19 protein-coding genes and 5 pseudogenes are annotated in these 26,035 nt (G+C 63.1%); 5 read left to right on the top strand and 19 right to left on the bottom strand.

The features are described from left to right. Nucleotides 1-141: 141 nt before the first annotated feature. Entirely contained in the window at nucleotides 142-933 is a 792-nt protein-coding gene (locus DKK67_RS04425) for a substrate-binding periplasmic protein (protein WP_111494774.1), read from the top strand. Between the two features lie 107 nt (nucleotides 934-1,040). Here DKK67_RS04425 and DKK67_RS04420 read toward each other — a convergent pair whose 3' ends face one another. Genes DKK67_RS04420 through DKK67_RS04410 form a run of 3 tightly spaced genes read right to left on the bottom strand, consistent with a single transcriptional unit; the run spans nucleotide 1,041 to nucleotide 4,931 of the window. Further along, nucleotides 1,041-2,786, bottom strand: coding sequence for an alpha-amylase family glycosyl hydrolase (locus DKK67_RS04420; RefSeq protein ID WP_111494772.1), 1,746 nt, complete (start codon nucleotides 2,784-2,786; stop codon nucleotides 1,041-1,043). Nucleotides 2,787-2,821: 35 nt separating this feature from the next. Next, complete coding sequence (locus DKK67_RS04415; protein WP_111494770.1) at nucleotides 2,822-4,066, bottom strand: glycosyltransferase family protein; 1,245 nt, start codon at nucleotides 4,064-4,066, stop codon at nucleotides 2,822-2,824. A 37-nt stretch (nucleotides 4,067-4,103) separates the two neighbouring features. After that, entirely contained in the window at nucleotides 4,104-4,931 is an 828-nt protein-coding gene (locus tag DKK67_RS04410; protein WP_111494768.1) for an HAD-IIB family hydrolase, read from the bottom strand. A 339-nt stretch (nucleotides 4,932-5,270) separates the two neighbouring features. Here DKK67_RS04410 and DKK67_RS04405 point away from each other — a divergent pair, with 339 nt between their 5' ends. The 3 genes from DKK67_RS04405 (at nucleotide 5,271) to DKK67_RS04395 (ending at nucleotide 9,611) form a co-directional block, all read left to right on the top strand. Beyond that, nucleotides 5,271-6,377 carry a lysylphosphatidylglycerol synthase transmembrane domain-containing protein gene (locus DKK67_RS04405; protein ID WP_111494766.1) on the top strand — a complete coding sequence of 369 codons (1,107 nt, stop codon included), beginning with the start codon at nucleotides 5,271-5,273 and terminating at the stop codon, nucleotides 6,375-6,377. Further along, complete coding sequence (locus tag DKK67_RS04400; RefSeq protein ID WP_111494764.1) at nucleotides 6,364-8,589, top strand: glycosyltransferase; 2,226 nt, start codon at nucleotides 6,364-6,366, stop codon at nucleotides 8,587-8,589. Before DKK67_RS04405 ends, DKK67_RS04400 begins: the two co-directional genes overlap by 14 nt. Before the next feature lie 77 nt (nucleotides 8,590-8,666). Continuing rightward, nucleotides 8,667-9,611, top strand: a complete 945-nt coding sequence (locus DKK67_RS04395; RefSeq protein ID WP_111494762.1) for a YbgA family protein — start codon at nucleotides 8,667-8,669, stop codon at nucleotides 9,609-9,611. Between the two features lie 36 nt (nucleotides 9,612-9,647). Here DKK67_RS04395 and DKK67_RS04390 read toward each other — a convergent pair whose 3' ends face one another. The 4 genes from DKK67_RS04390 to DKK67_RS04375 all read right to left on the bottom strand — a co-directional run bounded on the left by DKK67_RS04390 (nucleotide 9,648) and on the right by DKK67_RS04375 (nucleotide 13,221). Beyond that, on the bottom strand, nucleotides 9,648-10,409 hold the full coding sequence (locus DKK67_RS04390) for a DUF481 domain-containing protein (RefSeq protein ID WP_111494761.1): 762 nt from the start codon (nucleotides 10,407-10,409) through the stop codon (nucleotides 9,648-9,650). A gap of 175 nt (nucleotides 10,410-10,584) precedes the next feature. Further along, nucleotides 10,585-11,586, bottom strand: a complete 1,002-nt coding sequence (gene trhO, locus DKK67_RS04385) for an oxygen-dependent tRNA uridine(34) hydroxylase TrhO (protein WP_111494759.1) — start codon at nucleotides 11,584-11,586, stop codon at nucleotides 10,585-10,587. A gap of 167 nt (nucleotides 11,587-11,753) precedes the next feature. Beyond that, a complete protein-coding gene (locus tag DKK67_RS04380) occupies nucleotides 11,754-12,374 on the bottom strand; it encodes an outer membrane beta-barrel protein (RefSeq protein WP_111494758.1) in 621 nt (206 codons plus the stop codon). 115 nt (nucleotides 12,375-12,489) lie between these two features. Continuing rightward, complete coding sequence (locus tag DKK67_RS04375; RefSeq protein ID WP_111494756.1) at nucleotides 12,490-13,221, bottom strand: DsbA family protein; 732 nt, start codon at nucleotides 13,219-13,221, stop codon at nucleotides 12,490-12,492. 163 nt (nucleotides 13,222-13,384) lie between these two features. Here DKK67_RS04375 and DKK67_RS04370 point away from each other — a divergent pair, with 163 nt between their 5' ends. Then, nucleotides 13,385-14,365 carry an NAD(P)H-dependent flavin oxidoreductase gene (locus DKK67_RS04370; RefSeq protein WP_111494754.1) on the top strand — a complete coding sequence of 327 codons (981 nt, stop codon included), beginning with the start codon at nucleotides 13,385-13,387 and terminating at the stop codon, nucleotides 14,363-14,365. Between the two features lie 22 nt (nucleotides 14,366-14,387). Here DKK67_RS04370 and DKK67_RS04365 read toward each other — a convergent pair whose 3' ends face one another. The 12 genes and pseudogenes from DKK67_RS04365 to DKK67_RS04330 all read right to left on the bottom strand — a co-directional run bounded on the left by DKK67_RS04365 (nucleotide 14,388) and on the right by DKK67_RS04330 (nucleotide 25,849). Next, nucleotides 14,388-14,723, bottom strand: coding sequence for a chaperone modulator CbpM (locus tag DKK67_RS04365; protein ID WP_228160509.1), 336 nt, complete (start codon nucleotides 14,721-14,723; stop codon nucleotides 14,388-14,390). 11 nt (nucleotides 14,724-14,734) lie between these two features. Beyond that, a complete protein-coding gene (locus tag DKK67_RS04360; RefSeq protein WP_111494752.1) occupies nucleotides 14,735-15,688 on the bottom strand; it encodes a DnaJ C-terminal domain-containing protein in 954 nt (317 codons plus the stop codon). Nucleotides 15,689-15,914: 226 nt separating this feature from the next. Then, nucleotides 15,915-16,979, bottom strand: a complete 1,065-nt coding sequence (gene fba, locus DKK67_RS04355) for a class II fructose-bisphosphate aldolase (RefSeq protein ID WP_111494750.1) — start codon at nucleotides 16,977-16,979, stop codon at nucleotides 15,915-15,917. Between the two features lie 238 nt (nucleotides 16,980-17,217). Continuing rightward, a complete protein-coding gene (locus DKK67_RS04350; protein WP_111494748.1) occupies nucleotides 17,218-18,378 on the bottom strand; it encodes a phosphoglycerate kinase in 1,161 nt (386 codons plus the stop codon). A 55-nt stretch (nucleotides 18,379-18,433) separates the two neighbouring features. Beyond that, entirely contained in the window at nucleotides 18,434-19,462 is a 1,029-nt protein-coding gene (gene gap, locus DKK67_RS04345) for a type I glyceraldehyde-3-phosphate dehydrogenase (RefSeq protein ID WP_111494746.1), read from the bottom strand. A 75-nt stretch (nucleotides 19,463-19,537) separates the two neighbouring features. Further along, nucleotides 19,538-21,538 carry a transketolase gene (tkt, locus tag DKK67_RS04340; protein ID WP_111494744.1) on the bottom strand — a complete coding sequence of 667 codons (2,001 nt, stop codon included), beginning with the start codon at nucleotides 21,536-21,538 and terminating at the stop codon, nucleotides 19,538-19,540. Between the two features lie 206 nt (nucleotides 21,539-21,744). Beyond that, nucleotides 21,745-23,277: pseudogene (locus tag DKK67_RS22010) on the bottom strand (thrombospondin type 3 repeat-containing protein); the annotation flags it as partial. A gap of 27 nt (nucleotides 23,278-23,304) precedes the next feature. Continuing rightward, a pseudogene (locus DKK67_RS22005) lies at nucleotides 23,305-23,598 on the bottom strand (thrombospondin type 3 repeat-containing protein); the annotation flags it as partial. Nucleotides 23,599-23,625: 27 nt separating this feature from the next. Continuing rightward, nucleotides 23,626-23,820, bottom strand: a pseudogene (locus tag DKK67_RS22045) (thrombospondin type 3 repeat-containing protein); the annotation flags it as partial. A gap of 27 nt (nucleotides 23,821-23,847) precedes the next feature. Then, nucleotides 23,848-24,825, bottom strand: a pseudogene (locus DKK67_RS22000) (thrombospondin type 3 repeat-containing protein); the annotation flags it as partial. 24 nt (nucleotides 24,826-24,849) lie between these two features. Then, nucleotides 24,850-25,125 (bottom strand): annotated as a pseudogene (locus DKK67_RS21995) (thrombospondin type 3 repeat-containing protein); the annotation flags it as partial. A gap of 130 nt (nucleotides 25,126-25,255) precedes the next feature. Then, nucleotides 25,256-25,849 carry a hypothetical protein gene (locus DKK67_RS04330; protein WP_162628738.1) on the bottom strand — a complete coding sequence of 198 codons (594 nt, stop codon included), beginning with the start codon at nucleotides 25,847-25,849 and terminating at the stop codon, nucleotides 25,256-25,258. Nucleotides 25,850-26,035 lie beyond the last annotated feature (186 nt).

The raw sequence follows: 26,035 nt of genomic DNA, 5'->3' as shown, positions 1-26,035 counted from the left end.
CCGGATGATTTTTCGGGCAATCCACCGCTCCGGATCAACGCATCTGCCCCCTATCCGCTATATTAAACCTGAGTCCCCGACTGCACTACGGAAACCCAGGCGGGGCCCCGAAAGCGGACGCATTGCGAGAAGTATCTGCCCATGCCCCTGAAAACGCTGTTGCTGTTGTTGATTGTCGTTCCGGCCGTGTTGGCCGCCCCGGTCGATGCCGGGACCGACACGCGCCTGCCCGAGGGTCCCATTCGCTTCAACGTATCGCCGGGAGGCTACCCGCCCTACACGATGGTTCACGACGACGGCTCGGTCTCGGGCATTTTCTGGGATGTGATGGTGATCCTGGCCCGGCAGCACGATTACCAACTGGAGGTGCAGCAGATACCCACCAAGCGGGTCGACGGCTTCCTGCTACGCGATGAGCTGGATGTGACGATGCGTGCAAGGGAATGGACCGACCAACCGGACGCTTTCGTGTTTACCGACGGCATTCTCAAGGCCCGCGATAGCATCTTCCGCCGCGCTGACAGCCCATTGCACTCGCGCACGCTGGACGACCTGGAGGGCACGATCCTGCTGACCAACCTGGGCTATCACCACCCCAGACTGGAAAGCCGCTTTGCGTCGGGCCGGATCAGGCGCATCGACGTGCCCAACACCCTGAACATGTTGCAGCGACTGCATAACGGCCAGCACCTGCAGGGCGGCGTGGCCAACCGACGGGCAGCGCAATGGATCATCCGCCAGCACGGCTGGCAGTCCCGCTTCCGCATCGAGCCGGTGGCGCTGGACGTGACCGAGTATCGGCTGATGTTCGCGCCCAAGTGGGCACCGCTGATGGACGGTTTCAACAGAACGCTGACGGATCTGCGCCGCTCCGGCACGCTCGACGAGATCATCGCCCGTTATCTGCCGGAAGGCTCGGCGCCGGGGATCTGAGGGGACCGGCGGAACTCACCGCAATCGGCCGGCAGACCGCCGGTCTGCTCCGAAGATAAATCTTCGGCTACATCCGCTATCGCTTCGCCACCGGTGCAAGCGTCATCTCACCAGCGATTGGTCAGCCAGATGAACTGATAGGGCTCCAGGGTCACCGGCTTCATGCGGTCCTCGAACGGCCGTCCGCTGACCAGGTCCATCCACTGATCGGTGACGATCAGGTTCAGCTCCGACAGATTGAACACCTGCTCTTCACCGCTGATGTTGTGGATGGCGAAGATGCTCTGGCGGCGATCGATGCTCTGGCGCCAGAAGGCGAACAGGCCGTCCCCCAGGTGCAGCGTGTACTGGGTGGCGTTGGGGTGGAAGGCGGCCTGCCGCGTGCGGATCGCCAACAATCGGCGCAGGGCACTGAACACCGCGCGGTGGTGCGTGGCGCCTTCCAGCAGATCGTCCAGTTGATCGGCGTCCCACACGTGGCGGTTGATGGAGCGGTTCTGGCCGGTGTGCTCGACCCGCGCTTCGTCGTTCTCCGTGGCCAGCAGACTGTGGATGTAGAACGCCGGCACCCCTTCCAGCGCCATCATCACCGCGTGGGCACAAATGAACCGGTGGAATTGCAGGCCGTCGTTGTCGCCGGAAGTCTCCGTCCGCGCCATGGCGTTCCACAGGCTGATGTTGATCTCGTAGGGACGCACGTCGCCGTTGGCCGCGGTGCGGGCCGTGATGCGAGCGCCGGAATCGACCAGCGCCTCGATCATGCGATCGATCTCGTCATCGCTCAGCAGGCCCTCGACCGGCCGTAGTCCAATGCCGTCGTGAGACGCGATGAAGTTCAGGTAGGCGGTGCCCTGCTGCGCCGGCGGCATGGTCATCAGCCAGTGCTTGAGGTGCTGGGCGTTGCCACTGAGCATGGCGTGCAGCAGCAGCGGCGGCAACGAGAAGTTGTAGATCATGTGGGCTTCGTTGGCGTTGCCGAAGTAGGTCAGGTTCTCCTGGTTGGGGATGTTGGTTTCGGTGATGATCACCGCTTCCGGGTCGCGGTGCTCAATCATCAGCCGGATCAGGCGGATCACCTCGTGGGTCTCCGGCAGGTTGATGCACGGCGTGCCCAGGATCTTCCAGAGAAACGCCACGGCGTCGAGCCGGAACCAGCGCATGCCGCGGTCCATGTACAGTTTGATGATGCCCAGGAATTCCAGCAGCACGTCCGGGTTGGCGAAATCCAGATCCACCTGATCGTGACTGAAGGTGCACCAGACGTGCTTCTCGCCCTCCACCGTTTCCACCGCCCGCAGCAACGGCGACGTACGCGGACGCACCACGCCGGACAGATCCTCGTCCGGCGACATCTCGATGAAATAGCGATGTCCCGGGGCCTTGCCCGCCTTGTAGTTCTCGAACCAGAGGCTGCGGCTCGAGCAGTGGTTGATCACCAGATCCGTCATCACCTGGAAGTGCCGGGACAGCTCGGTCAGGTCGTCCCAGTCCCCCAGGGACGGGTTGACGGTGGTGTAGTCCATCACCGCGAAGCCATCGTCCGAACTGTAGGGGAAGAACGGCAGCACGTGGACGGTGGAGATCATGCCGCTGAAGTGCGCCTTGCAGAACCCGGTCAGCGTATGCAGCGGTTCCTCACCGTCCCGGCGCACCGAGTCGCCGTAGGTGATCAGCATGGCGCTGCCCGGCCCCCAATTGTTGCGATGGGGCCCCGGCGTCGGCGCGTCCGGCGTCACCCCGAACGTTTCCAGGCAGCGCGCCGCCAGTGCGTCGATGTCTTCGTGGGGATAGAGGCACTGCAGATGCGCCTTCACACGCAGCTCCAGTGACGGTAGGGCCTCGGGCTCGGTCATGCGATCCATCCTTCTGCACGCATCGGTGAGTGAAATCAGCCGCGCTTGGCGACGCTCTTGGGCACGTGCTCTTCCAGGTCCTGCTCGACCGCGTCGTGCAGCTGCTGCATCACGCCCGGGAAGGCACTGGCCACCCGGTTCCAGCAGGAGATGAACGGTGCCTCCATGGGGTTCTCCAGGAAGTAGATCCCGGCTTTCATGATGTTGCGGGCAAACAGCTCCACCGCCTGCTCTTCCTGGTGGACGTCGAACTTGAGGCCGTTGATCTCGGCGTCGTTGCGGTAAGTCTCGACGAAATCCAGGGCGATGCGGAAGTAGGTCGCCTTGATGGTGCGGAAGGACTCCTGGTTGAAAACGATGCCGTTGGTGGCGAGCTTGCGGAAGATGGCCTTGGCGATGTCGATGGACATCTTGGACAGCCCGCCGCTGTCGTCGTCCGGGGACAGGTTCTGGTGCTTGTGATCGTAGCAGTCGGCGATGTCCACCTGGCACAGCCGGTTGGTGCTGTAGTTGCGCTTCATTTCACTGAGCACGCCGATTTCCAGACCCCAGTCGCTGGGAATGCGGATGTCGGTCATCACGTCCTTGCGGAAGGAAAACTCGCCGGACAACGGGTAGCGGTAGCTGTCCAGGTAATCCAGATAGTCCAGGTTGCCCAGGGTTTTCTTGAGCGCCCGCAGCAATGGAGTCACCAGCAGCCGGCTGACGCGGCCGTTGAGTTTCTGGTTGGCGACCCGGGCGTAGAAGCCCTTGCAGAATTCGTAGTTGAAATTGGGGTTGGCGACCGGATAAATCAGCCGGGCCAGCATCTCCCGGTCGTAGGTTACGATGTCGCAGTCGTGCAGGGCGATGGATTCAGCACGACCGGAGGCCAGTACGTAGCCCATGCAGAACCAGACGTTGCGGCCCTTGCCCGGCTCGGTGGGCGCCAGTTCCTCGCCCTTGAGTTCCTTGTCGATCTGGCGCAGCCGCGGGCCGTCGTTCCACAGCACACGGTGGCGCTGGGGCAGTTGCGAGAAGAACGTCAGGGCGTGGTGGTACTGCTCCTCGTTGGCACGGTCCAGGCCGATCACGATCTCGCTCAGATAGGGCACCTGCTTGAGGTGCTCCAGGATCCGGGGCATCGCCTCGGTTTCCAGTTCCGAGTAGAGACAGGGCAGGATCAGGGCCATCGGCCGCGTTTTCGAGAACGTGACCAGCTCCGCTTCCAGCTCTTCCAGTGGGCGACGTGACAGGTTGTGCAGGGTTGTCACAATGCCGTTCTGATAAAAATCACCCATTGCTTGGTTCCTCTCTGCCGGGGCGCCTGCCGGTTTGTTATTGAGGCGCCGTTATCCCCTCCCGGACCAGTATGGAAGTCACCGCTTCCGACCAGCCTTCGGGGCCACAGGAAGAGGTAATGCACACTTCGGGCCGATTCGGGATCGCCGGTGGTGCATGGGCCGGCGAGCGCACCACAACCGGGATATCCGCGGCGGACAACATGTCCACATCGTTATCGCTGTCCCCCAGCGCCACGGACGTGATGGCGTCCCCGAAGGCCTTCTGGTAGACCGCCAGCAACCAGCTCATGGCCTGGCCCTTGTCACAGGCGCCGATCACGTGATGAAAACGACCGCCGCGCACCAGGTGCAGGTTGTGCCGGGCCAGCCTCTTTTCGCACTCTTTTAGTGCATCCTCGGTATCCTGCCACACCAGTGGTTCACTGAATTCACGGTTGGCGGCCAGTACCGCCTGCTGGCGCTCCAAACCCGTGCGTTCCATCAGCTCCGCCACGCTCATGTCGGACAGCGACCGGAAACTGAATTCATGGCGTAACGGCTTGAGTACGTCGAGAATTTCCCCGCGCGGCACGGACAGCAGCTTGCAGTAACTGTCCCCCGCGGACTGGACATCCGGCGGTAACGGCAGATCGGTGTCGCCGGGAAACCACACCGATGCGCCATTCTCGACGATGTAGGGGCCGTCGATGCCGAGTTTCTGCTGCAGCTGCTCCACTTCAGCGCGGGTCTTGCTGGTATTGAAAATACAGGGCACGCCGCCGGCGCGGGCGGCTTCCCATGCCTGACGCGCCGGCTCGGCCGAGTAGGAGTAGTGATCGAGTAAGGTGCCGTCCAGGTCGGTAAAGATAACCAGCCTTGTCATGGGCTTTCCCCCTGTTTGACGCCCAGGAAGTACGTCGTCGCATCCATTGATGATCCGCAGATCCCGCGGTGGTTCCCCACCGCTCCCTTAGCGACCTATGCAAGGGGAGCGCCACCTTGTCTGACAGTTCCGTAACCTGCTGATTGTTGGGCCGGCATCGACGATAGCGCGGCACACGCGGGCACCGGCAATGCACCATCGACGCCAGTCCGCCGCCTGCGCCGACTCAAAGGGCAGCCAACGATTGGCCAGAGCGACCCTATAAACGACCACGGCAGGTCTTGCCAGCGCCCCCCAGGATCGCAGTACACTGCCGCAGCACCCATCAAGAGAGCCCACATGGCCGGTCAGCAATCGTCTAACGAACACACCTCGGCAACGCCCGGACGACGCCTGGTCCTGTTTTCCCTCCTGTTCCTGCTGCTGAGCGCCGCCGGCACCTGGACCATTTATTCCCAGTTCGCCGAGCGCAATTTCAGTTTCGACGACCGTTTGCTGCATCCCGGCTTCCTCGCCGGCGCCGTGGTCCTGCTGCTGATCTACTTCCTGTCCGACGGCCTGCGGCTGTATTACACGCTGCGGGCACTGGGGCATCGCGTGCCGTTCCGGGATATGTTCCGGCTGGTGTTCATCAACATTTTCTTCTCCAACGTCACGCCCATGGCCACCGGCGGTGGTGTGGCACAGATCTGGTACCTGCGACGCCACGGTGTGCGGCTGGGGACGGCCACGGCCGCAACCACCCTGCGCACCGTGCTGGCGGTGGCGTTTATCTTTACTGTCACTCCCGCCTGCCTGATCTGGATGGATGCCCTGCAAGGGCGCGCCATCATCGGCCGCATTGCCGAGCTGCTGGCGGTGTTCATCGTGCTCTACCTGGGCTTCTTTGCGGTGGTGCTGTGGCGTACCCACTGGCTGATCATGCTGCTGACGGGGCTGTTGCAGGCGGTTCGCCGGGCCCGCCTGATCGGTCCGGCGCGCCACAAACGCTGGCAGTTCCGCATGAAGCGGGAGATGACCCGCTTTTCCCGCGCCTTCACCGTCTATCGGCGCGGCCCCCGGCGCTACATCGCTCTGTCGATCCTGTTCACCCTGTTGTTCCTGGTTTCGCTGTTCAGCTTCCCTGCCCTGCTGATGCAGGCGCTGGGTTACGATGTGGATTACCTGATGGTGCTGGGCCTGCTGTTCGTCACCACCTTCGTCATGTACTTCGCGCCCACGCCGGGGGCTTCGGGGATTTCCGAAGGGGTGTTCGGCACCTTCTTCAGCCCGATTCTCGGCCCGGGGCATCTGGTACTGGTCACGGTCGCCTGGCGCTTCCTCACCATCTACCTGGGCATGATCGTGGGCCTGGTGATGACCCAGGTGGAACTGTCCGGCGACCGCCGACAGAAACGCGAGGCCCTGACCCGGCAAGTCGCAAGGACCGGCGATGATCCGACGTAAACCGCTCAAGGCACTGTTCTACCTGTGTTTGCTGATCGTCCTCCTGCTGATCGGCTACAAGATCTATCTGGACTTCTTCGAGCCGGATTACGAAGCGGTGCACACCGAGCAGATCGATCGCATTCATCAGGCCCTCGACGACAGCGACCAATACAGTTTCGCCGTGGTCGGCAACATCAATAATTCGGTGGGGGTGTTCGAGCGCAAGATCATCCCGATGCTCAATGGCGCCGACGTGGACTTCGTGATTTCTGCGGGCAACGCGGTCAGCAGCGGCGGCGAGGACAAATACCGGGCCCTGTACCGGACCATGAGCCAACTGCAGGTGCCCTATCTGCTGACGTTCGGCGACAACGAATTCAGCAACTTCGGCAGCTTCCGCTTCTACGAGCACTACGGCCCCTACTTCTACTCGTTCCGCACCGGCGACAGCCTGTTCGTGTTCCTCGACGCCACCGGCAAGACGCCCTATCGCTGGCAACTGCGCTGGCTTTCGGACCTGATGCGCCAGGACGAAAGCCAGCATCGTTTCGTGTTCATCGGCGAGCCGCTCAGGCACGTGGATCAGGACACCCTGTTCGACGATGAGGACGAGTACCTGCAGAATCCCAGATTCCGCGATGGCCTGATCGACCTGTTCCAGCAGTACAACGTGGACGCGGTCTTCTCCGCCAACCTGCCGTTCTATGCCGAACAGCAGGCGCATGGCACACGCTACATTGTCACCGGCGGTGCCGGCGGACTGGTGCTGAACAACGACACCAGCTTCTATCACTTCGTCCGCGTCGACGTGGGCAAGGACGGCGTCAGCACCACGCTGGAACGGCTCAACATCGGCCAGCACCCGGTCTTCAAGCAGCTGGAGAGCTTCTGGTTCTTCATCCATTCGCTGTTCTACGTGGGCTACGTCAACTTCATCCTGATCCTGGGGATTCTGGGGCTGGTCGCCATCAAGCTCTACTCGCTGATTTTCGTCGACCGGGACTATTACCCGGACTTTGACCTGGACCCCACTCCCTGGCGGGAAAAGCAACTGCGGGTGGCCATGTTCACCAACAACTACCTGCCCTTTATCGGCGGGGTGCCGCTGTCGATCGAACGGCTGCGCCAGGGGCTGGAGGCGCTTGCTCACCAGGTCCGCATCGTCGCCCCGCGCTACCGGGACCAGGCCAACAACGAACCCCACGTGGTGCGGGTGCCGTCCCTGGTGAGCCTGGGCGCCCAGCGGGAGTTCCGCATCGCCAATATTTTCCTGCCGCGCATCCGGCAGGCCATCCGCACCTTCAAGCCGGACATCATCCACGTCCATCACCCTTTCTGGCTGGGTTCCCTGGGGCTGTGGATGGCGCGCCGGCTGAAGGTGCCGGCGGTCTACACCTACCACACGCGGCTGGAGCACTATGCCCACTTCGTGCCGCTACCGGGCCTGATCTTCCGCAACCTGATCTCCCACGCGCTGATCAAGCATTTCGCCAACAAGTGCGACGGCGTGATCGTGCCCACCTACTCGGCGGAGGAATACCTGCGCATGATCGGGGTGAAATCCCTGGCCTTCGTGCAGCCCACCGGCATCGAGTTCGACCGCTTCCAGTCGGTCTCCGACGCCGACGTGGAGGCCCTGCGGGAAAAACTGGGCATCCGCGACGACGAGCACGTGTTCGTCAGCGTGTCGCGGCTATCCACAGAAAAGAACATCGATTTCATGATCGAGGCCATCGCCGGGCTCAAGGAGCAGACCGACCGCCCCTTCCGCTTCCTGATGATCGGTGACGGTCACGAGCGCGAGCGCTTGCAGGGAAAAATCGACGACCTGGGCCTGACCGATGTGTTTATGCTGATCGGTGCGGTCCCGCCCGACGACATGGCCACCTACTACAAAGCGGGCGATACGTTCCTGTTCGCTTCGGTATCCGAAACCCAGGGCATGGTCATCCTGGAGGCCATGGCCGCGGGTCTGCCGGTGGTGGCGGTGCGCTCCAGCGGCATTGACGACGTGGTGCGCGAAGGCCATAACGGCTTCAAGACGCCCAAGAACCTGGAGCGCTGGCGCCAGGCGGTGCAACGCATCATGGACGACGAGGCCCTGCACCGCGAACTGGCGGACAACGCCCTGGCCTTCGCCCGGGATTTCTCCATCGACCATTTCGCCCGGGACGTGGAGAACATCTACGCCACCGTGCTGGCCGATTATCACAAGCGTCGGGAAGAATAACGGCAACCGCCTGATCGGATAGCGCGGCCGCCGCGTATGCACGGAGACGATCCAGCGAAGACGAGGTTCCGTTTCCCATGGCCAAGATTCCCGTCGGCATCAGCACCTGCCTGCTCGGCAAGAACGTCCGCCACGACGGCGGGCACAAACACTCCCGTTTCTGCACCGGCCAGCTTTCGCGCTACTTCGACTACCACCCGGTCTGCCCGGAGCTGGAAGCCGGCTTCGGTGTACCGCGACCGGCCATCCAGCTACGCCAGCAGGGCGAGGCCGTCCGGCTGATGGAGTCGAAGGGAGAGCGGGACTATACCGATGAGATGACGCACTGGATCGACGGCGCGCTGCCGGGGCTGGAACACTTGCGGGGCTATATCCTGATGGCCAAGTCCCCGAGTTGCGGCATGGAACGGATCAAGGTCCACAACGAGAAGGGCCGCACGATACACCGGGACGGTCGCGGGCTGTTTGCCGACGCCCTGATGCGGGCCTACCCCCTGCTGCCGGTAGAGGAAGAGGGCCGACTCAATGACAGCCACCTGCGGGAGAATTTCATCGAGCGCGTCTATGCCTACGACGACTGGATGCGCCTCAACGAAAACGGCCTCACCCGTGCCGGACTGGTCGCCTTTCACACCCGCCACAAGTTCCAGCTCATGGCCCACGACGAGCCCGGCTATCGCGAGCTGGGGCGGCTGATCGCCAACCAGAAGGACGAGCCCCTGGAGACCGTGGCAGAACGCTACTTCGGGCGTTTCATGGAGATCATGAAGGTCCATATCCGCCGCGGCGCCCATGCCAACGTGATGCAGCACATGATGGGGTTCCTGCGGGACGCCCTGTCCGACAGCGACCGGGCCGTCATCTGCGAACAGATTGCCGCCTACCAGCGCGAGGAAGTGCCGCTGGTGGTGCCCATGTCGCTGCTGCGTATGGCCCAGCGCCGCCGGCCAGTGTCGTACCTGGAACAGCAGGAGTACATGGCTCCCTACCCGGAAGATCTGGGCCTGCGCAACCGTATTTAAGCCGCCCGGGCGGGCGGCATCGAATCATAGTCCGAGTCAGAAGCCGTAGAGCAGGGCCAGGGAGATCTCGGTATCGGTCTTCTCTGTGCCCGCGGGCACTTCGGATTCGTGCTTGACCCGGTAGCCCAGTTTCATGGAGACATCCCCCACCACGTTGGACTGCAGGCCGGTGAAGGATTCGGTAATGGTTTTGCCGTCCTGCAGGCCCACTTCTGTGCTCAGCTCCTGAATGAACAGGGCATTGTCGGACAGACCATAGTTGAAGGTTCCGGCAAAGCGCAGCAGCGTGCCTTTCTCGACATCGTCGCCGTCATCGCCCGGTTCCTCCAGCTTGTTGTAGCGATAACCGGCACCCGCCTTGAGCTCCAGGTAGGAGCGCTCACCGGATTGCCAGACACGGTTACCGTAACCGGTACTGGTCGATGACTGGAAGTCATAGCCCGAGAACCGGTCATCCTCGTAGGCGCCACGCAGGAACCAGAACTGGCGCTCGTCGAACTTGTAGTTGGTTTCCGCCTGGGCGTTGTACTTCTCGGAGGTCGTTTCATCCTCGCCGGTTTCATCGTCCTCCGACTCGGCAAAAACGGAACGGAACTCGGCGGTGTTGCGCCACTTTTCCACCTCGTGCTTCAGAGCGAGGCGCGCATTGATGTTCGTGGAATCACTGTTGCCCTCGGTGACGAGCACACCCAGCTCACCCTCACCGGTCCAGTTCTTGCTCTCGTCGTCCTGGGCCAGGGCAAAAGGGGACGAGGCGACCAGCAGGCCGCCCCAAAGAATCTGTCTGTACGTTCGCATGCCGACTCCCTGCGTCGTTCTTTACTCATTTGGCCTATGCACCAAGCGTGCCTATCAAACACGAAAAATGGCCTGGCTGAAAAGTCGATAGAACGTACAGGGCGTCAGAGAAGTCAGATCACCACCGGCTTTACCCAGATCATGGCGTTGCCGGGATCAAGATCGTGCCGGCCCCTTAAGCCTTGGCCTCGCCCTGCTGGCTTTGCCGGGCCTGTTCGGCGCGAGCCTGCTTCTTGGCCGCCTTACGCTCGGCGATCACAGCCGCCGCCTCACCGCCCACATGCGATTCGCCACGCTCACGGGCCAGGCGAATCTGCTTTTCACGCTCGGCAAACCGGGCGCGCTGTTCCGGGGTCAGTTGGTCCATGCACTGGTGACAGCTCACACCCCGCTCGTATTCGGGGCGCTGCTTGTCGGCTTCCGTGATTGGCCGGCGGCAGGCGTGGCACTGGTCGTAACCGCCGCGCTCCAGGTTGTGGTTGACGGTGACCCGGTCGTCGAACACAAAGCACTCGCCCTGCCACAAGCTCTCTTCCTCGGGTACATCCTCCAGGTATTTGAGGATGCCACCCTTGAGGTGGTAGACCTCGTCGAAGCCCTGCTCCTTGAGGAAAGCCGTGGACTTTTCACAGCGGATGCCGCCGGTGCAGAACATGGCCACCTTGCGGTGTTTGGACGGGTCCAGGTGCTCAGCGACGTACTCAGGGAATTCCCGGAAGGTATCCGTGGCCGGGTTGACCGCGTTCTGGAAGGTCCCGACGTCCACTTCGTACTGGTTGCGGGTGTCGATCAGCAGCACCTCCGGGTCGGAAATCAGATCGTTCCAGGCCTTGGCATCGACGTAAGTGCCCACGGTGCGGCGCGGATCGATGTCTTCCACACCCATGGTGACGATCTCTTTCTTGAGCTTCACCTTGGTGCGTTTGAAGGGCTGTATATCGACGTAGGATTCCTTGTAGTCGATGCCGTCGAAGCGGCTGTCATCGGCCAGCCACGCCTTGACCGCATCAACCCCGTCGCGGGAACCGGCGATGGTGCCGTTGATGCCCTCGTGCGCCAGCAGCAGGGTGCCGCGGACTTCGTATTCATTCAGCAGCGCCAGCAGCGGGTCACGCAGACGCTCATAATCTTCCAGTGCGGTGAACTTGTACAGCGCACAGACAACGACATCTTTCATGGTTTTCTCCTGCGGGCCGGACCGTAAATCCGGAGCATGGTCAAAACAAGAAGCCCTCGCGAGGCAACGGCTTCTCAGGACGAGCGGATTTTAACCAATGGCGGGTGACAAAAGGAAGGGATCTGCGGAAGACACCGATCCGGGGACCGGTGTCTTGTCGGTCGCCGTCAGAAACGGAACTGACCGCCCACGGAGATGCCGGCAAGCTCAGCATCGTCCTTGTCGTAATACTGCATGGCCTCTGCATTGAGCACGAACTGGTCGGTCAGTTCGATGTTGAGGCCAACGCCGTAGGAAAAGCTGCTGTCCGAATCGGACTCGGAAGCCGAGAGACCTCCGAAAGAAGCCGTTGCCTCAGCGTCAATACGGGTGACGCCGGCAACCACATAGGGATAGAGGATCGTTTCAGTGGGCAGCCCGGCTTTCAGGTAGGCGCCAAACAGGCTGTTGATATCCAACCCCAGATCGACGCCACTCACTGTGGCGGAATCATCGGACAGGCCTGTGCCGGCACGTAATTCCCCTGCCAGGTATGGATTAAGCTGTACCCCGAGTTGGGCAAAGAGGACATCGGCATCGAAATCCTCGGAAATCTGATCTTCTTCATACTGGCCGGCCAGATAGTTCAGCCCCACGTACGCCTGGGATTTGAAATCATCGGCCATGACCGGACCTGCAACCAGGCCGGACAGCAGCACAGCAACAACGCGCTTTTTCATGAGTATTCCCTGTTTTTTCCAGTTCTTTAGATCCATGTTTTGCACTTCACGCAGCTCCGTGCGCTTCATGAAAAACAGCGATGTATGGTAAAGGTCTGTAAAGAAACCCTCCACTCGCTACGGAAAAAGAATGTGAAAAAGCGAAGAAACCGGGCCCAGAGAAATCTGACCCCGGGAGAAAAGGTTATTGCTGCTCCGCCAGCTCACGCTGGATCACGGCATCCATTTGGCTCCAACCGGGGCGAGTCAGGCGGATGTTGTCGACGTAGACCGTCGGTGTGCTGGCAACTTGCAGCTGCTGGGACACGCCTACGCTCTGGGCAATAACATCGCCGTGCAGTTCGGTGCGGATGCAGCGTTCCAGACGGCGGCTGTCCAGGCCCAGTTCGTCGGCGTAGCGGGCAAATGTGGGAACCGGGTCGCTCTGGCCGGACCACTCGGACTGGTTTTCGTAAAGCCTATCCTGAATGCCCCAGAAGGCAGACTGGTCCGCGGCGCAGCGTGCGGCCAGCGCCGCCGGGCGGGCATTGGCGTGTTGACGCAGGGGCAGGTCGAAGAACACCAGCCGCACCTGGCCGTCCTTCACGTAAGTCTCACGCAGCTTCTCGGAGGCAGGCGCGAACCGGGCGCAGGCCGGGCACTGGTAGTCAGCAAACTCACGCACCACGATCGGCGCATCGGGATCACCGATGGACACACCGACGCTGTCAAAGTTGGCAGGGAACGGGTCCGCACCTTCAGCAACATCCGGCAGGGCATCCGACGTCGGCTGCGGCGGCTGGATAACCCACCACAACACCGCGACCAGGAAAGTCGCCACCAACACGGCCACGCCCGCCAGCAGGACCCGCCGGCGCATGCGCTCCAGTTTCGCGGAGGAACCGCCCCGATGCTGTCGGCGTTTGGCTTCGCCCATATCGATCACTCCCTGTTCATAGCTTGGCTGTCTTGTGATTCGTTGTCGCAGAGCAGCTTACACCAGCCCGGGGCGCCTGCAATAGACGTTCGAAGCGGTCTCGGTTAATTTTGGAGGTCAATGATTCAGCCCGGAAAAGAAACACAACAACCAAGGAGTCCTCATGCCCATTCCCCACGCCCTGCAGGATCGCCTCACTCTCCCGCTGATCGCCGCCCCGATGTTCCTGATCTCCGGCCCGGAGCTGGCCCTGGCCTGCTGCCGCAAGGGGATCGTGGGGAGTTTCCCGGCGCTCAACCAACGCACCAGCGAGGGCTTCGAGGCCTGGCTGCAGGCCATGACGGCCGGCCTGACTGAATTGGAAGAGGCGGCGCCCGACAGCCCGGTCGCCCCCTATGCCGTCAACCTGATCGTGCACCCGACCAACCCGCGCTGGCAGGCGGATCTGGCCCTGTGCGAAAAATATCGGGTGCCCATCGTCATCACCTCGCTGGGCGCGGCCAGCCATGTGGTGGAGACCGTTCACGGTTATGGTGGCCTGGTGTTCCACGACGTGACCAACCAGAAACACGCCCGCAAAGCCGCCGAAGCCGGTGTGGATGGCATCATTGCCGTGGCGGCGGGCGCTGGCGGCCATGCGGGTACGACCAGCCCGATGGTGTTGGTCAAAGAAATCCGGGAAGTGTTCGACGGCGCCATCATCCTGGCCGGTTGCCTGTCGAACGGTGAGGATCTGCTGGCCGCCCAGGCCATGGGAGCGGACCTGGGCTACATGGGAACGCGCTTTATCAACACCCGGGAATCCCTGGCCGACAGCGCCTATCAGACGATGATCATCGAAGCCGTCTCGGGCGACATCGTTCACACCCCCGCCGTGTCCGGCATTCCCGCCAACTTCATGCGCCAGAGCCTGCAAGCGGCGGGCTACCCGATGGACAGGCTCAACCAGCCCGGCGCCATCGACTACGGCGAAAAACTCAAACCCATCGACGACGAAGCCAAGGCCTGGAAGACCGTCTGGTCCGCCGGCCAGGGCGTCAGCGCAATTCGGGATGTGGTATCGGTGGACGACCTGGTGGGCCGCCTTGCCGACGAATACCGGGCCGCAATGGCCAGCCTTCAGGAACGCTGTTTTAGCGGCTGAACATCCCCACCGTGCCGATCGTTCAGTCTTCCATGAACTGACGCAGTTGCTGGTGGAGCCGCTCCACCTCCCGGCGCAGCTCGGTCATCTCGTCGAGCAGTTCCAGCGACATGGCCAGCCCCGGCACGTTGATCTTGAGATCACGCTGCAGGCGCTGGGCCTTGCGCAGGCGGGTCAGCGCCACGGCATCGAAGCTCCAGCCGCTGACCGGGCCGTCTTCCACTGGCGTGATCACGCCATGATTGACCAGTTTGATCACGAACTCGGCAGGCACGTCGCCGCGTTCGCAGATCTCCCGCAGGCTGAAACGGGTGCGCTGGTCGAGCACTTCCACCTGGTAGCTGATTTCCGTCTTCACGTCGCACTCCGTTACACGTTCAGATGGGCGCGGGGATTGAATCCCTTCTCCGCCTCGGCCAGTTTGCGGTACAGGGCTTCGCTGTCACCGTCGTGTTTGCGCGGCAGCGCGATCTGCAGCACCACGATCTGATCCCCCGGTTTTTTGCCGGGCAGGCCCTTGCCCTTCAGTCGCAGCTTCTGGCCGCCGGTGGCGCCCCTGGGCACCTTGACCTTGAGCCGGCTGCCCAGCGTGGGCACGGTAACCTCCGCCCCGAGCGCCGCTTCCCAGGGCGCGACGGGCAACGTCATGACCACATCCCGACCGTCCACGGTAAACAGCGGATGCGGTGCCAGATCCACCTCAATGAAGAGATCGCCGGCTTCGCCGCCGCCAAACCCGGGCGCCCCCTGTCCTTTCAGACGAATGTGCTGACCCTGGGACATCCCGGCGGGAATCTTGACCTTAAGGGTTTTGGTACGCCGCTTCGGCAGGCCGCGGGCATCGTTCTCGGTGACCTCGAACTGAACCTGCTTCTCGCAACCGCTGTAGGCCTCCTCCAGGAACAGCGCGAGGCGGGCATGCACGTCCTCACCACGCATGCGCATGTTCTGGCGGAAGCCGCCAAAACCAGCGTGACGACCACCGCCGAAAATGGACTCGAAGAAATCGCTGAACTGGCCCGCATCCGCCTCGGTATAGCCACCACCGCCGAAGCGCGAGGCGCTCTCCCAGCCGGGCGGCGGCTCGAAATGGCCACTGCGTCCGGCGCCGTAAGTGCGCAGCTGGTCGTATTCGGCTCGCTTCTCTGGATCCTTCAGCACCTCGTAGGCTTCGCCGACGTCCTTGAACTTATCCTCGGCGTCGTCTTCCTTGCTGATGTCCGGATGATACTTACGCGCCAGCTTGCGATAGGCCTTCTTGATCTCGTCGGGCGACGCGTCTTCTTTGACGCCCAATGCCGCGTAGTAATCCTTGAATTCCATGATGGATGCACACCCTCCGGATGTCTCCTCGCCCATTCGGACCGGGCGACGTTTATCGACTTATTGATCAATAATTGTTCCGAAACAGCGTAATACAAGTGGTGGGAAATGAGGAATAATCCGCATCATCGTCGCCGTTGACGCGGGTCAAGGAAAAGGCCCGAAGGCACAAAAAAGCCCCGCGCGTCTGGCGACGGGCGGGGCTCACACGATGATCAGCAGGCGATCAGTTGACCTTCGGATCCAGTTCGCCGCGCTCATAGCGCCCGAACATGTCCTCCAGGTTGATCGGCTTGATCTTGCTGGCGTTGCCGGCGGTGCCAAAGGCTTCGTAACGGGCCATGCACACTTCGCTCATGGCTTTGACCGATTCCTTCAGGTACTTACGCGGGTCGAACTCGGCGGTGTTGTTCGCCAGGAAGCGACGGATCGCGCCGGTGGACGCCAGGCGCAGGTCGGTATCGATGTTGACCTTGCGCACGCCGTGCTTGATGCCTTCAACGATTTCCTCGACCGGGACACCGTAGGTTTCCGGGATCTCGCCACCGTATTCGTTGATGATCTGCAGCCAGTCCTGGGGTACGGAGCTGGAACCGTGCATGACCAGATGGGTGTCCGGGATGCGGGCGTGGATCTTCTTGATCTGGTCGATGGCCAGGATGTCGCCGGTGGGCGGACGGGTGAACTTGTAGGCGCCGTGGCTGGTGCCGATGGCAATGGCCAGCGCGTCCACGTGGGTCTTCTTGACGAAGCCGGCGGCTTCTTCCGGATCGGTCAGCATCTGGCTGTGGTCCAGCGTGCCTTCCGCGCCGATGCCGTCTTCCTCACCGGCCTGGCCGGTTTCCAGGGAGCCCAGACAGCCCAGTTCGCCTTCCACGGACACGCCGCAGGCATGCGCCATTTCCACGGTGCGACGGGTGACGTCGACGTTGTACTCATAATCGGTCGGCGTCTTACCGTCTTCACCCAGGGAGCCGTCCATCATCACGGAGCTGAAACCCAACTGGATGGAGCGCTGGCATACGGCCGGGCTGGTGCCGTGGTCCTGGTGCATGACCACCGGAATGTGCGGGAATTCCTCGACCGCCGCCAGGATCAGGTGGCGCAGGAACGGTGCACCGGCGTACTTACGTGCACCGGCAGAGGCCTGGACGATGACCGGGGAGTCGGTCTTGTCCGCCGCTTCCATAATGGCGCGCATCTGCTCCAGGTTGTTGACGTTGAACGCGGGAACGCCGTAACCATGCTCGGCGGCGTGGTCCAGCAGCTGGCGCATTGAAATAAGAGCCATTGGATAAATCTCCTTTGGAAATTCAGTTCAGGATTCATGGAGTCGCTGGACGCGTCCTGAATACCTTCTGCCGAGTCTGAGGGCATCAGATGCAAGGCGCGGCTTGCCGGCAATGGCCTGGGCCGCATGCGGACAGCCCTTGGCAAAAGCCGCAACGCTGCATCTGATGTTCTCAGGCTTGGCCCGCAGGGGCGCGTATGCGCCAGAAGGTGTTCAGGACGCGTCCAGGGGCTCCTCGCTATGCGCCGCGCTCTTCCAACACCGCGACGGCGGGCAGGGTTTTGCCTTCCACAAACTCCAGGAAGGCGCCACCGCCCGTCGATATATAGGAAATTTTATCGCTTACGCCGTATTTGTCGACGGCCGCCACGGTGTCACCGCCGCCGGCCAGCGAGAAAGCGTCGCTCTCGGCGATGGCATCGGCCAAGGCGCGGGTACCGCCGCCAAACTGGTCGAATTCGAAAACACCCACCGGACCGTTCCACAGAATGGTCTTGGCGGACTTCAGCAGTTCACTGAAGTGCGCTGCAGTTTTCGGGCCGACGTCCAGAATCATGTCGCCCTCACCCACGTCGGCAATCGCCTTGGTGGTGGCTTCCGCGTCCTCGGCGAACTCGCCGGCAACGACCACGTCCTCCGGCAGCGGGATCTTAACCCGCTCGGCGATGGCCTTGGCGGTGTCGATCAGGTCGTGTTCGCACAGGGATTTACCCACCGGGTGACCGGCCGCCGCCAGGAAGGTGTTGGCAATGCCACCGCCCACGATGATCTGGTCGCAGACCTTTTCCAGCGCGTTGAGGACGTCCAGTTTGGTGGACACCTTGGAGCCGCCGACGATGGCCACCACCGGCTTGGCCGGGTTGTCCAGCGCCTGGCTCAGGGCTTCCAGCTCCGCCGCCAGCAGCGGGCCGGCGCAGGCTTCCGGCGCGAATTTCGCCACTCCGTGGGTGGAGGCCTGGGCGCGGTGGGCGGTGCCAAAGGCGTCCATCACGTACACGTCGCACAGGGCGGCGTAGCGTTTGGACAGGGCTTCGTCGTCTTTCTTCTCACCCTTGTTGAAGCGGACGTTCTCGCACAGGACCACTTCACCCTCGGCCACGTCGACGCCGTCCAGGTAATCCTCGACCAGACGTACCGGCTGGCCCAGCAGTTCGCCCAGGTGCGCGGCGACCGGCTTCATGGAGGACGCCTCATCGTAGACGCCTTCTTCGGGACGCCCCAGGTGGGACATCAGCAGGACCTTGGCGCCGGCGTCGCGGGCGGCCTTGATGGTCGGCAGGGAAGCGCGGATGCGAGCGTCGCTGGTCACCTTGCCGTCCTTGACCGGGACGTTCAGGTCTTCACGAATCAGAACCCGCTTGCCCGCCAGGTCCAGCTCGGTCATTTTCTTGATCGTCATGAAACGTTCCTTTTTTCAAAGCGTTGATAAGGGTTTCAAGGCATTTTTTGGGAATTCAGTGAGAATCGACAAACCGGGACAGCCAGCTCTGGCTGACGTCGAGCATCCGGTTGGCAAAGCCCCATTCGTTATCAAACCAGCACAGCACTTTCACCATGCGACCGCCGCTGACCCGGGTCTGGCCGCCGTCCACGATCACCGAGCGCGGGTCGTGGTTGAAATCGGCGCTGGCCAGGGGCTCGTCGGTGTAGCCGACGATGCCTTTGAGGGGCCCGTCCGCACTGTCGCGGATCAGGCGGTTGACGGTCGCCACGTCGGTGTTTTTCGAGACGTTCACGGTCATGTCGATGGCCGACACATTGAGCGTCGGCACGCGCATGGCCACGGCGCTGAAGCGGCCTTTCATGGCCGGCAGCAGGCGTTCAATTCCACGCGCCAGCCCGGTGTCCACCGGCACGATATTGTGCAGGGCGCTGCGGGTGCGACGCAGGTCATGGTGATGGTAGGCGTCGATGACCGGCTGGTCGTTCATCGCCGCATGAATGGTGGTGATCGCGCCCTGCTCCACGCCCAGGGCGCGGTCCAGCTCACGGATCACCGGCACCACGCAGTTGGTGGTGCAGGATGCGTTGGACACGACCCGGTCGTCCGCGGTCAGCTCGGATTCGTTGATGCCGTAAACCACGGTCCGGTCCACGTCCGGTTCCGCCGGCTGCGAGAACAGCAGCCGCGGCGCGCCGGCGTTCAGGTGCTGTTCCGCCGTCGAACGATCGCTGAAAGCACCGGTGCATTCCAGCACCAGGTCCACGTCCAGCGATGCCCAGGGCAGGTCCTGCGGCTGGCTGGCACGCAGCACCTGGATGTCATCGCCGTTGACCTGCATGCCAGTGGCCGTGGTGGTGACTTCCCCCCGGAAACGACCGTGGGTGGAATCATAGCGGGTCAGGTGGGCGATGGTTTCCAGATCGGACAGCTCGTTGATGGCCACAACCTGCAACGTGTCGCGGTAGCCGTTTTCATACAGCGCGCGCAGCACGCACTGACCAATGCGGCCATAGCCATTGATTGCCAGACGGTATGCCATGTGGCGGAAACGTCTCCCGGATGGAGTGACGGCCGCCGGTCATCCCGGCGGCCGAAGATCGGGCTGAGCGTGAACTCAGTTTTCGAGCAGTTCCTGGGACACCGCGACCACATTGTCCACGGTGAATCCGAAGAACTTGAACAGATCACCGGCCGGCGCCGATTCACCAAAGCTGTTCATGCCCACCACGCGGCCGTCCAGGCCGACGTACTTGTACCAGTAATCCTCGAAGGCCGCCTCGACGGCCACGCGGTTGGTCACGTCCAGCGGCAGCACTGTCTGCTTGTACTGGGCGTCCTGGGCCTCGAACACTTCCGCCGACGGCATGGACACGACGCGCACCTTGCTGCCCTGCTCGCGCAGCTGGGCGGCGGCGTCCTGGGCCAGGCCGACTTCGGACCCGGTGGCGATCAGGATCAGGTCCGGGTGGCCGTCGCTGTCGGAAAGAACGTAGGCGCCCTTGCTCACGTCAGCCAGCTGCTGCTCGCTGCGATCCTGGTGCGGCAGCCCCTGGCGGGAGAACACCAGCGAAGACGGGCCGTCGTTGCGCTCCAGCGCGGATTTCCAGGCCACGGCCGATTCCACCGCGTCCGCCGGACGCCACACGTGCATGTTCGGCGTGCTGCGCAGGGCGGTGAGCTGCTCGATCGGCTGGTGGGTCGGGCCGTCCTCGCCCAGACCGATGGAGTCATGGGTGAACACGAAGATGGAACGCTGCTTCATCAGTGCCGCCATGCGCACGGCGTTGCGGCAGTATTCCATGAAGATCAGGAAGGTCGCACCGTAGGGCACGAAACCGCCGTGCAGGGCGATGCCGTTCATGATCGCCGCCATGCCGAACTCGCGCACCCCGTAATAGAGGTAGTTGCCGCTGGCGTCGTCCTTGTTGATGCCCTTGCTGCCGTCCCAGATGGTCAGGTTGGAACCGGCCAGGTCGGCGGAGCCACCCAGCAGTTCCGGCAGCATCGGGCCGAAGGCGTTGAGGGTCTTCTGGGACGCCTTACGGCTGGCCACGGTTTCGCCGTTTTCCTGGCATTCGCGGATGTAGGCGTCCGCCTTGTCCGCAAAGTCAGCCGGCAGTTCGCCCTGGATACGGCGTTCGAACTCCGCCGCCAGCTCCGGGTGGGCGCTCTTGTAGGCCGCGAAGGTCTCGTTCCAGGTCTTCTGGGCCGCAGCGCCTTTTTCGCGACCGTCCCAGGCGGCGTAGATGTCGTCCGGCACCTCGAACGCAGGATGGTTCCAGCCCAGGTTCTCGCGGGTGGCGACGATTTCGTCCTCGCCCAGGGCCGCGCCGTGGCAGCTTTCGGTGCCCTGCTTGTTGGGTGCGCCGAAGCCGATAATGGTCTTGCAGCAGATGAGTGTCGGCTGCTCGGTGTTGGCACGCGCCTGTTCGATGGCACGACGCACTTCCTCGGCGTTGTGGCCGTCCACGTCCGGGATGACCTGCCAGCCGTAGGCGTCGAAGCGCTTGGGCGTGTCGTCGGTGAACCAGCCATCCACTTCACCGTCGATGGAAATGCCGTTGTCGTCGTAGAAGAAGATCAGCTTACCCAGGCCCAGGGTGCCGGCCAGGGAGCAGACTTCGTGGGAGATGCCTTCCATCAGGCAGCCGTCGCCCAGGAACGCGTAAGTGTAGTGGTCGACGATGTCGTGACCGTCACGGTTGAACTGCGCGGCCAGGGTTTTCTCGGCCACGGCAAAGCCCACGGCATTGGCAATACCCTGCCCCAGCGGGCCGGTGGTGGTCTCAACACCCGGCGTGTAGCCGAATTCCGGGTGGCCCGGCGTTTTGCTGTGCAGTTGGCGGAAGTTCTTGATGTCGTCGATGGTGACGTCGTAGCCGCTCAGGTGCAGCAGGGAATACTGCAGCATGGAACCGTGGCCGTTGGACAGGATAAACCGGTCACGGTTGGGCCAGGACGGGTCCGCCGGGTTGTGGCTCAGGTAATCGTTCCAGAGCACTTCGGCGATATCTGCCATGCCCATCGGTGCACCGGGATGACCGGATTTGGCCTTCTGGACGGCATCCATGCTGAGGGCGCGGATGGCATTGGCAAGATCTTTACGGGACGGCATCGAGTGTATCTCCACATTTAGGCGACGGCTTTCACGCGGTATTCCGGGTCCGAACCCCCCCGAAAATACCGGCCAGAAATCGAGAAGGCGCATATTTTCGCCGATTAGGACATCAATGGGCAAATGCCATCCGCAAGATCCTCTCCCTCCCATCCGCTTCCGCCATCCCTTTCTCCGGGCCGCCGCGCCGAAGCCCCTGATATCTCTCAGGGATAAGCCACGCAGGCCTGATGCACACGCAGGTCGCTCAGTACGTTGGCGACGCCGCCGAACCGGACTTCAACGGCGTCGAAGTCCTGGGTGGCCTGGAAGTTCACGAAATAACGATTGGCGTTTTCCGGAACACTGAACAGCTGTAGAGCCAGCAGGGTGCCCACCGCCGCCCGCTCCTGTTCCACGCCGTTGCGTCGGGTCACGATGGCCACGCCGCCGAGGGCGTCCAGGGTGAGCAGCGCATTGGGGCGCGACAGCATCAGGCCCAGGGTACGTGGCGCAGGCGGCGTGGCACTGAAGACCGCCGGCGACTGGCTGCTGACGCGCAGGTAGGACCCCGCCGCCAGCCCGACGGAACTGGTCATCCGGGCCGCCGTGTCCGCATCCGCGTCGATTGCCAGGCCCGGGTCGGAGACGCCGCACAGCGCGCACAGCAAGCCGAACAGGCCGTCGGACGTGGTGGCATCGGGCGTTTCCAGAGGCATAAAGGGGGAATCCGGCCCGCAACTGACCGAGCTGACCAGGTCACAGGCGTCCCCGATACCGTCCAGATCCCGGTCCGCCTGATCCGCGTTGGCATCCACCGGGCAATTGTCGCTGTCGTTGGCCACCGCATCGCCGTCGATATCGGTATCGCAGGCATCCCCCTGACCGTCGCCGTCGGTATCCTGTTGCGAGGCGTTGGCAACCAGCGGGCAGTTGTCGGCGACATCATCGACGCCATCGCCGTCGACATCGTCGTCACAGGCATCGCCCGCTCCATCCAGGTCCCGATCTTCCTGCCCGATGTTGGCCACGGTCGGGCAATTGTCACTGGCATCGTCGACGGTGTCGGCGTCGTCGTCGGTATCGCACGCATCGCCCTGGCCGTCGCCGTCCAGATCCGCCTGCCCCGAATTCGCCACCAGCGGGCAGTTGTCGCTGCCCTGACTCACGCCGTCGCCGTCGAGGTCGTCGTCGCAGGCGTCCCCCTGGCCGTCGCCGTCCAGGTCGGACTGGTCCTGATTGGCCATGACCGGACAATTGTCGGCTCCATTGGCCACATCATCGCCATCGACATCCGCATCGCAGGCATCACCAACGCCGTCGTCGTCCAGATCCACCTGCCCGGCGTTGATCACCGACGGGCAGTTATCGACGCCGTCGGACACGCCGTCGCCGTCGGAATCGGTGTTGGCGTCGCAGGCATCCCCCTCGCCGTCGCCATCGGCATCGCCCTGCCCCGGGTTGGCGTCGACCGGGCAGTTGTCTCCTACGTCATCCACGCCGTCGCCATCGCGATCCGGATCGCAACTGTCGCCCACCAGGTCCCCATCCTGATCCTCCTGCCCCGCGTTGGCCATCGCGGGACAATTGTCCATGCCGTTGGTCACGCCATCACCGTCGCGATCCGCATCGCAGGCATCGCCATGACCGTCGCCATCGTCATCCTCCTGCCCGGGGTTGGCCAGCAAAGGACAGTTGTCGACCCCATTGGCGAGGCCATCCCCATCACGGTCGTCGTCGCAGGCATCGCCGGCGCCATCGCCATCCGAGTCGAGCTGATCGGCATTGGCATCCACCGGGCAGTTATCGCCGGCACCGATGCCGTCACCGTCGCGGTCGGCATCGCAGGCGTCGCCGATTCCATCGCCGTCGAGATCCGCCTGCAACGGGTTGGCGACGGTCGGGCAGTTGTCGAGACCGTCGGCCACCGCATCGCCGTCCCGGTCGGAGTCGCACGCGTCGCCGACGCCATCACCGTCGAGGTCCGCCTGATCGGGGTTGATCAACGACGGGCAGTTATCGGCGTCGTTCTGGACGCCGTCGCCGTCGAGGTCCGAATCGCAGGCATCCCCGACACCGTCGCCGTCCCAGTCGTGCTGATTGGCGTTGTCCACCGTCGGGCAATTGTCCACGCCGTCATCGACACCATCACCATCCTGGTCCGATTCGGCATCGCAGACGTTGCCCAGACCATCGCCGTCACTGTCTTCCTGGGACGGATTACTGAGCGTCGGGCAGTTATCGCCCAGGTTGTCCACGCCATCGCCGTCGGCGTCGGTATCGCAGGCGTCACCGTCGCCGTCCAGGTCCAGGTCCCCCTGTTCCGGGTTGGCGATATACGGGCAGTTGTCCGCGCCGTTCAGCACGGCGTCGTTGTCGAGATCGCTGTCGCAGGCATTGCCCTGGCCGTCGCCGTCTGCATCGAGCTGATCCGCGTTGGCTATCGAGGGGCAGTTATCCACCTCGTCGTCCAGGCCGTCGCCGTCGCTATCCAGGCCCAGGTCGCAGGCATCGCCCTCGCCGTCGCCATCGGCATCGGCCTGCGAGGCATTGGCAACGTGGGGGCAGTTGTCGGCGACGTCCAGAACCCCATCACCGTCGACATCGTCGTCGCAGGCGTCGCCGATATCGTCACCATCGAAATCCGACTGGCCGGGGTTGGCCTGGACCGGGCAGTTGTCGAGCGTATCCGGCACCGCGTCGCCGTCACTGTCCGCCGGCGCCGGCGGTTCGCAGACGTCGCCGATGCCGTTGGCGTCGCTATCGAGCTGGTCGTCGTTGGGATCGTGCGGGCAGTTGTCGACATCGTCGAAAACGCCGTCGTTATCCCTGTCCGGGTCGCAGGCGTCGCCAATGCCGTCGAGGTCCTCGTCCTCCTGAAAAGCATTGGCATCGAGCGGACAATTATCGACGCCGTTGGCGATGCCGTCTCCGTCGCTGTCCACAGACAGGTCGCACGCGTCTCCAACACCGTCCAGATCGTCGTCCCGCTGGTCGCCGTTCGCCAGGCGCGGGCAGTTGTCCACGTCGTTATCGACGGCGTCCCCATCCAGATCGTCGTCGCACACGTCGCCCAGACCGTCGCCGTCGTGGTCCACCTGATCCGAATTCGACATCAGCGGGCAATTGTCGACACCGTCGTCGATCCCGTCGTTGTCGTGATCGGCATCGCAGGCATCGCCCAGGGCGTCGCCGTCCCGGTCCGCCTGGTCCGGGTTGCTGACGGTCAGGCAATTGTCCACGCTGTCGTCGATGCCATCGGCGTCCAGGTCCCGCCCGGAATCGCAGGCATCGCCGGCACCGTCGCCATCGGAATCCTGTTGGTCGCTGTTAGCGGTGACCGGGCAATTGTCGGCGGCATCGGCCACGCCGTCGCCGTCGGAGTCGATCAACGGATCGCAGGCGTCGCCGATGCGGTCGCCGTCGAGGTCGGTCTGTTGGGCGTTGGCCAGATCCGGGCAGTTGTCGACGCTGTCACGCACCTGGTCGCCGTCGCGGTCGGCATCGCAGGCATCGCCGATGCCGTCCCCGTCCATATCCGCCTGATCCGGGTTGACCATCGCCGAACAGTTATCGTCGGGCCCGGGCACGCCGTCGGCATCCTGGTCCTCTCCTTCTGCCAGGCAGCCGGCCAGCAAGACCATCGCGCCCAGTACCCATACGGCCTTCCATGACGTTCGGGTTCGCATCCGCGTCCTCCCTGCGCCTTGCCGTTGCTACTCCTTTCCCGAAAAACAGCTACCGTAGAGGCAGCATCACGCTTAAGCCGGCCTGCCAGTCCAACACGCCGCCCTGGTAGTGGTCGTAATTGGCGCGCAGACTGCCGCGCACCCGCAACCGGGTGCCCCCCAGCCGGGGCGAGGTGGCCTGTAGCCCCAGGGAGCCGAACCAGTCGTTGCTGTCGTCGGCGTCGGGCACTACGTCGTTATTCACCCAGCCCAGGCCGGCAAACACGCCACCGCGGACGTCGTGACCCAGCGCCCAGTCATGGCCCAGGTCGCCGCCGAGCCCCCGGCGATAGAAATCGGACACCACGCGATCGGTCGTCTCCAGCACCTCGTGAAAGGCCCGCACGCGCCAGTAGCCGCACCAACGGCTGCAATCCCGTTCGTAGAAAGCGTCGTAGCCCACGCTGACTTCATCGGTGCCGCGTTCGCTATCCGGCCAGTACATGTGGATCGACGCCCCGGCGCGGTCCGGCGATGGCGATGGCGATGGCGATGGCGAAGAGTCCGCCGCAGCGACCGGACAAACGACCAGCAGCGCAACAAACCCGCAGGCACTCGTGGCGATTCTCAGAGATGTCAGGGAACTGAGGATGGATGCAGGCACCAGACCTCCTGTCGGCAAACCCGCTGCATTCCGTGTAGCGGTGAATCATCGTGGGTATATCTGAGCGGCATGTACTCGAACACGCCCCGCACACCCATTAATCTAGCAGCCGCACGACCTGTCGCTTAAATCGATGCGCGATAAAACCCGTCCGGTTATGCCTTTCAGGCGTATTGCCGGCGCCCG

Origin of the sequence: Marinobacter bohaiensis, assembly GCF_003258515.1 — a bacterium.
Classification (GTDB): Bacteria; Pseudomonadota; Gammaproteobacteria; order Pseudomonadales; family Oleiphilaceae; genus Marinobacter_A; species Marinobacter_A bohaiensis.
This window is presented reverse-complemented; position numbering and strand designations above follow the sequence as displayed.

Bases quoted from the DNA above. Each gene is read 5' to 3' on its own strand.
- DKK67_RS04360 (WP_111494752.1), bottom strand. From the start codon at position 15,688: ATGGAATTCAAGGATTACTACGCGGCATTGGGCGTCAAAGAAGACGCG.
- DKK67_RS04370 (WP_111494754.1), top strand. From the start codon at position 13,385: ATGCCCATTCCCCACGCCCTGCAGGATCGCCTCACTCTCCCGCTGATC.
- fba (WP_111494750.1), bottom strand. From the start codon at position 16,979: ATGGCTCTTATTTCAATGCGCCAGCTGCTGGACCACGCCGCCGAGCAT.
- DKK67_RS04420 (WP_111494772.1), bottom strand. From the start codon at position 2,786: ATGACCGAGCCCGAGGCCCTACCGTCACTGGAGCTGCGTGTGAAGGCG.
- DKK67_RS04390 (WP_111494761.1), bottom strand. From the start codon at position 10,409: ATGCGAACGTACAGACAGATTCTTTGGGGCGGCCTGCTGGTCGCCTCG.
- DKK67_RS04395 (WP_111494762.1), top strand. From the start codon at position 8,667: ATGGCCAAGATTCCCGTCGGCATCAGCACCTGCCTGCTCGGCAAGAAC.
- DKK67_RS04415 (WP_111494770.1), bottom strand. From the start codon at position 4,066: ATGGGTGATTTTTATCAGAACGGCATTGTGACAACCCTGCACAACCTG.
- trhO (WP_111494759.1), bottom strand. From the start codon at position 11,586: ATGAAAGATGTCGTTGTCTGTGCGCTGTACAAGTTCACCGCACTGGAA.
- DKK67_RS04425 (WP_111494774.1), top strand. From the start codon at position 142: ATGCCCCTGAAAACGCTGTTGCTGTTGTTGATTGTCGTTCCGGCCGTG.
- DKK67_RS04410 (WP_111494768.1), bottom strand. From the start codon at position 4,931: ATGACAAGGCTGGTTATCTTTACCGACCTGGACGGCACCTTACTCGAT.
- gap (WP_111494746.1), bottom strand. From the start codon at position 19,462: ATGGCATACCGTCTGGCAATCAATGGCTATGGCCGCATTGGTCAGTGC.
- DKK67_RS04380 (WP_111494758.1), bottom strand. From the start codon at position 12,374: ATGAAGCGCACGGAGCTGCGTGAAGTGCAAAACATGGATCTAAAGAAC.
- DKK67_RS04375 (WP_111494756.1), bottom strand. From the start codon at position 13,221: ATGGGCGAAGCCAAACGCCGACAGCATCGGGGCGGTTCCTCCGCGAAA.
- DKK67_RS04350 (WP_111494748.1), bottom strand. From the start codon at position 18,378: ATGACGATCAAGAAAATGACCGAGCTGGACCTGGCGGGCAAGCGGGTT.
- tkt (WP_111494744.1), bottom strand. From the start codon at position 21,538: ATGCCGTCCCGTAAAGATCTTGCCAATGCCATCCGCGCCCTCAGCATG.
- DKK67_RS04400 (WP_111494764.1), top strand. From the start codon at position 6,364: ATGATCCGACGTAAACCGCTCAAGGCACTGTTCTACCTGTGTTTGCTG.
- DKK67_RS04405 (WP_111494766.1), top strand. From the start codon at position 5,271: ATGGCCGGTCAGCAATCGTCTAACGAACACACCTCGGCAACGCCCGGA.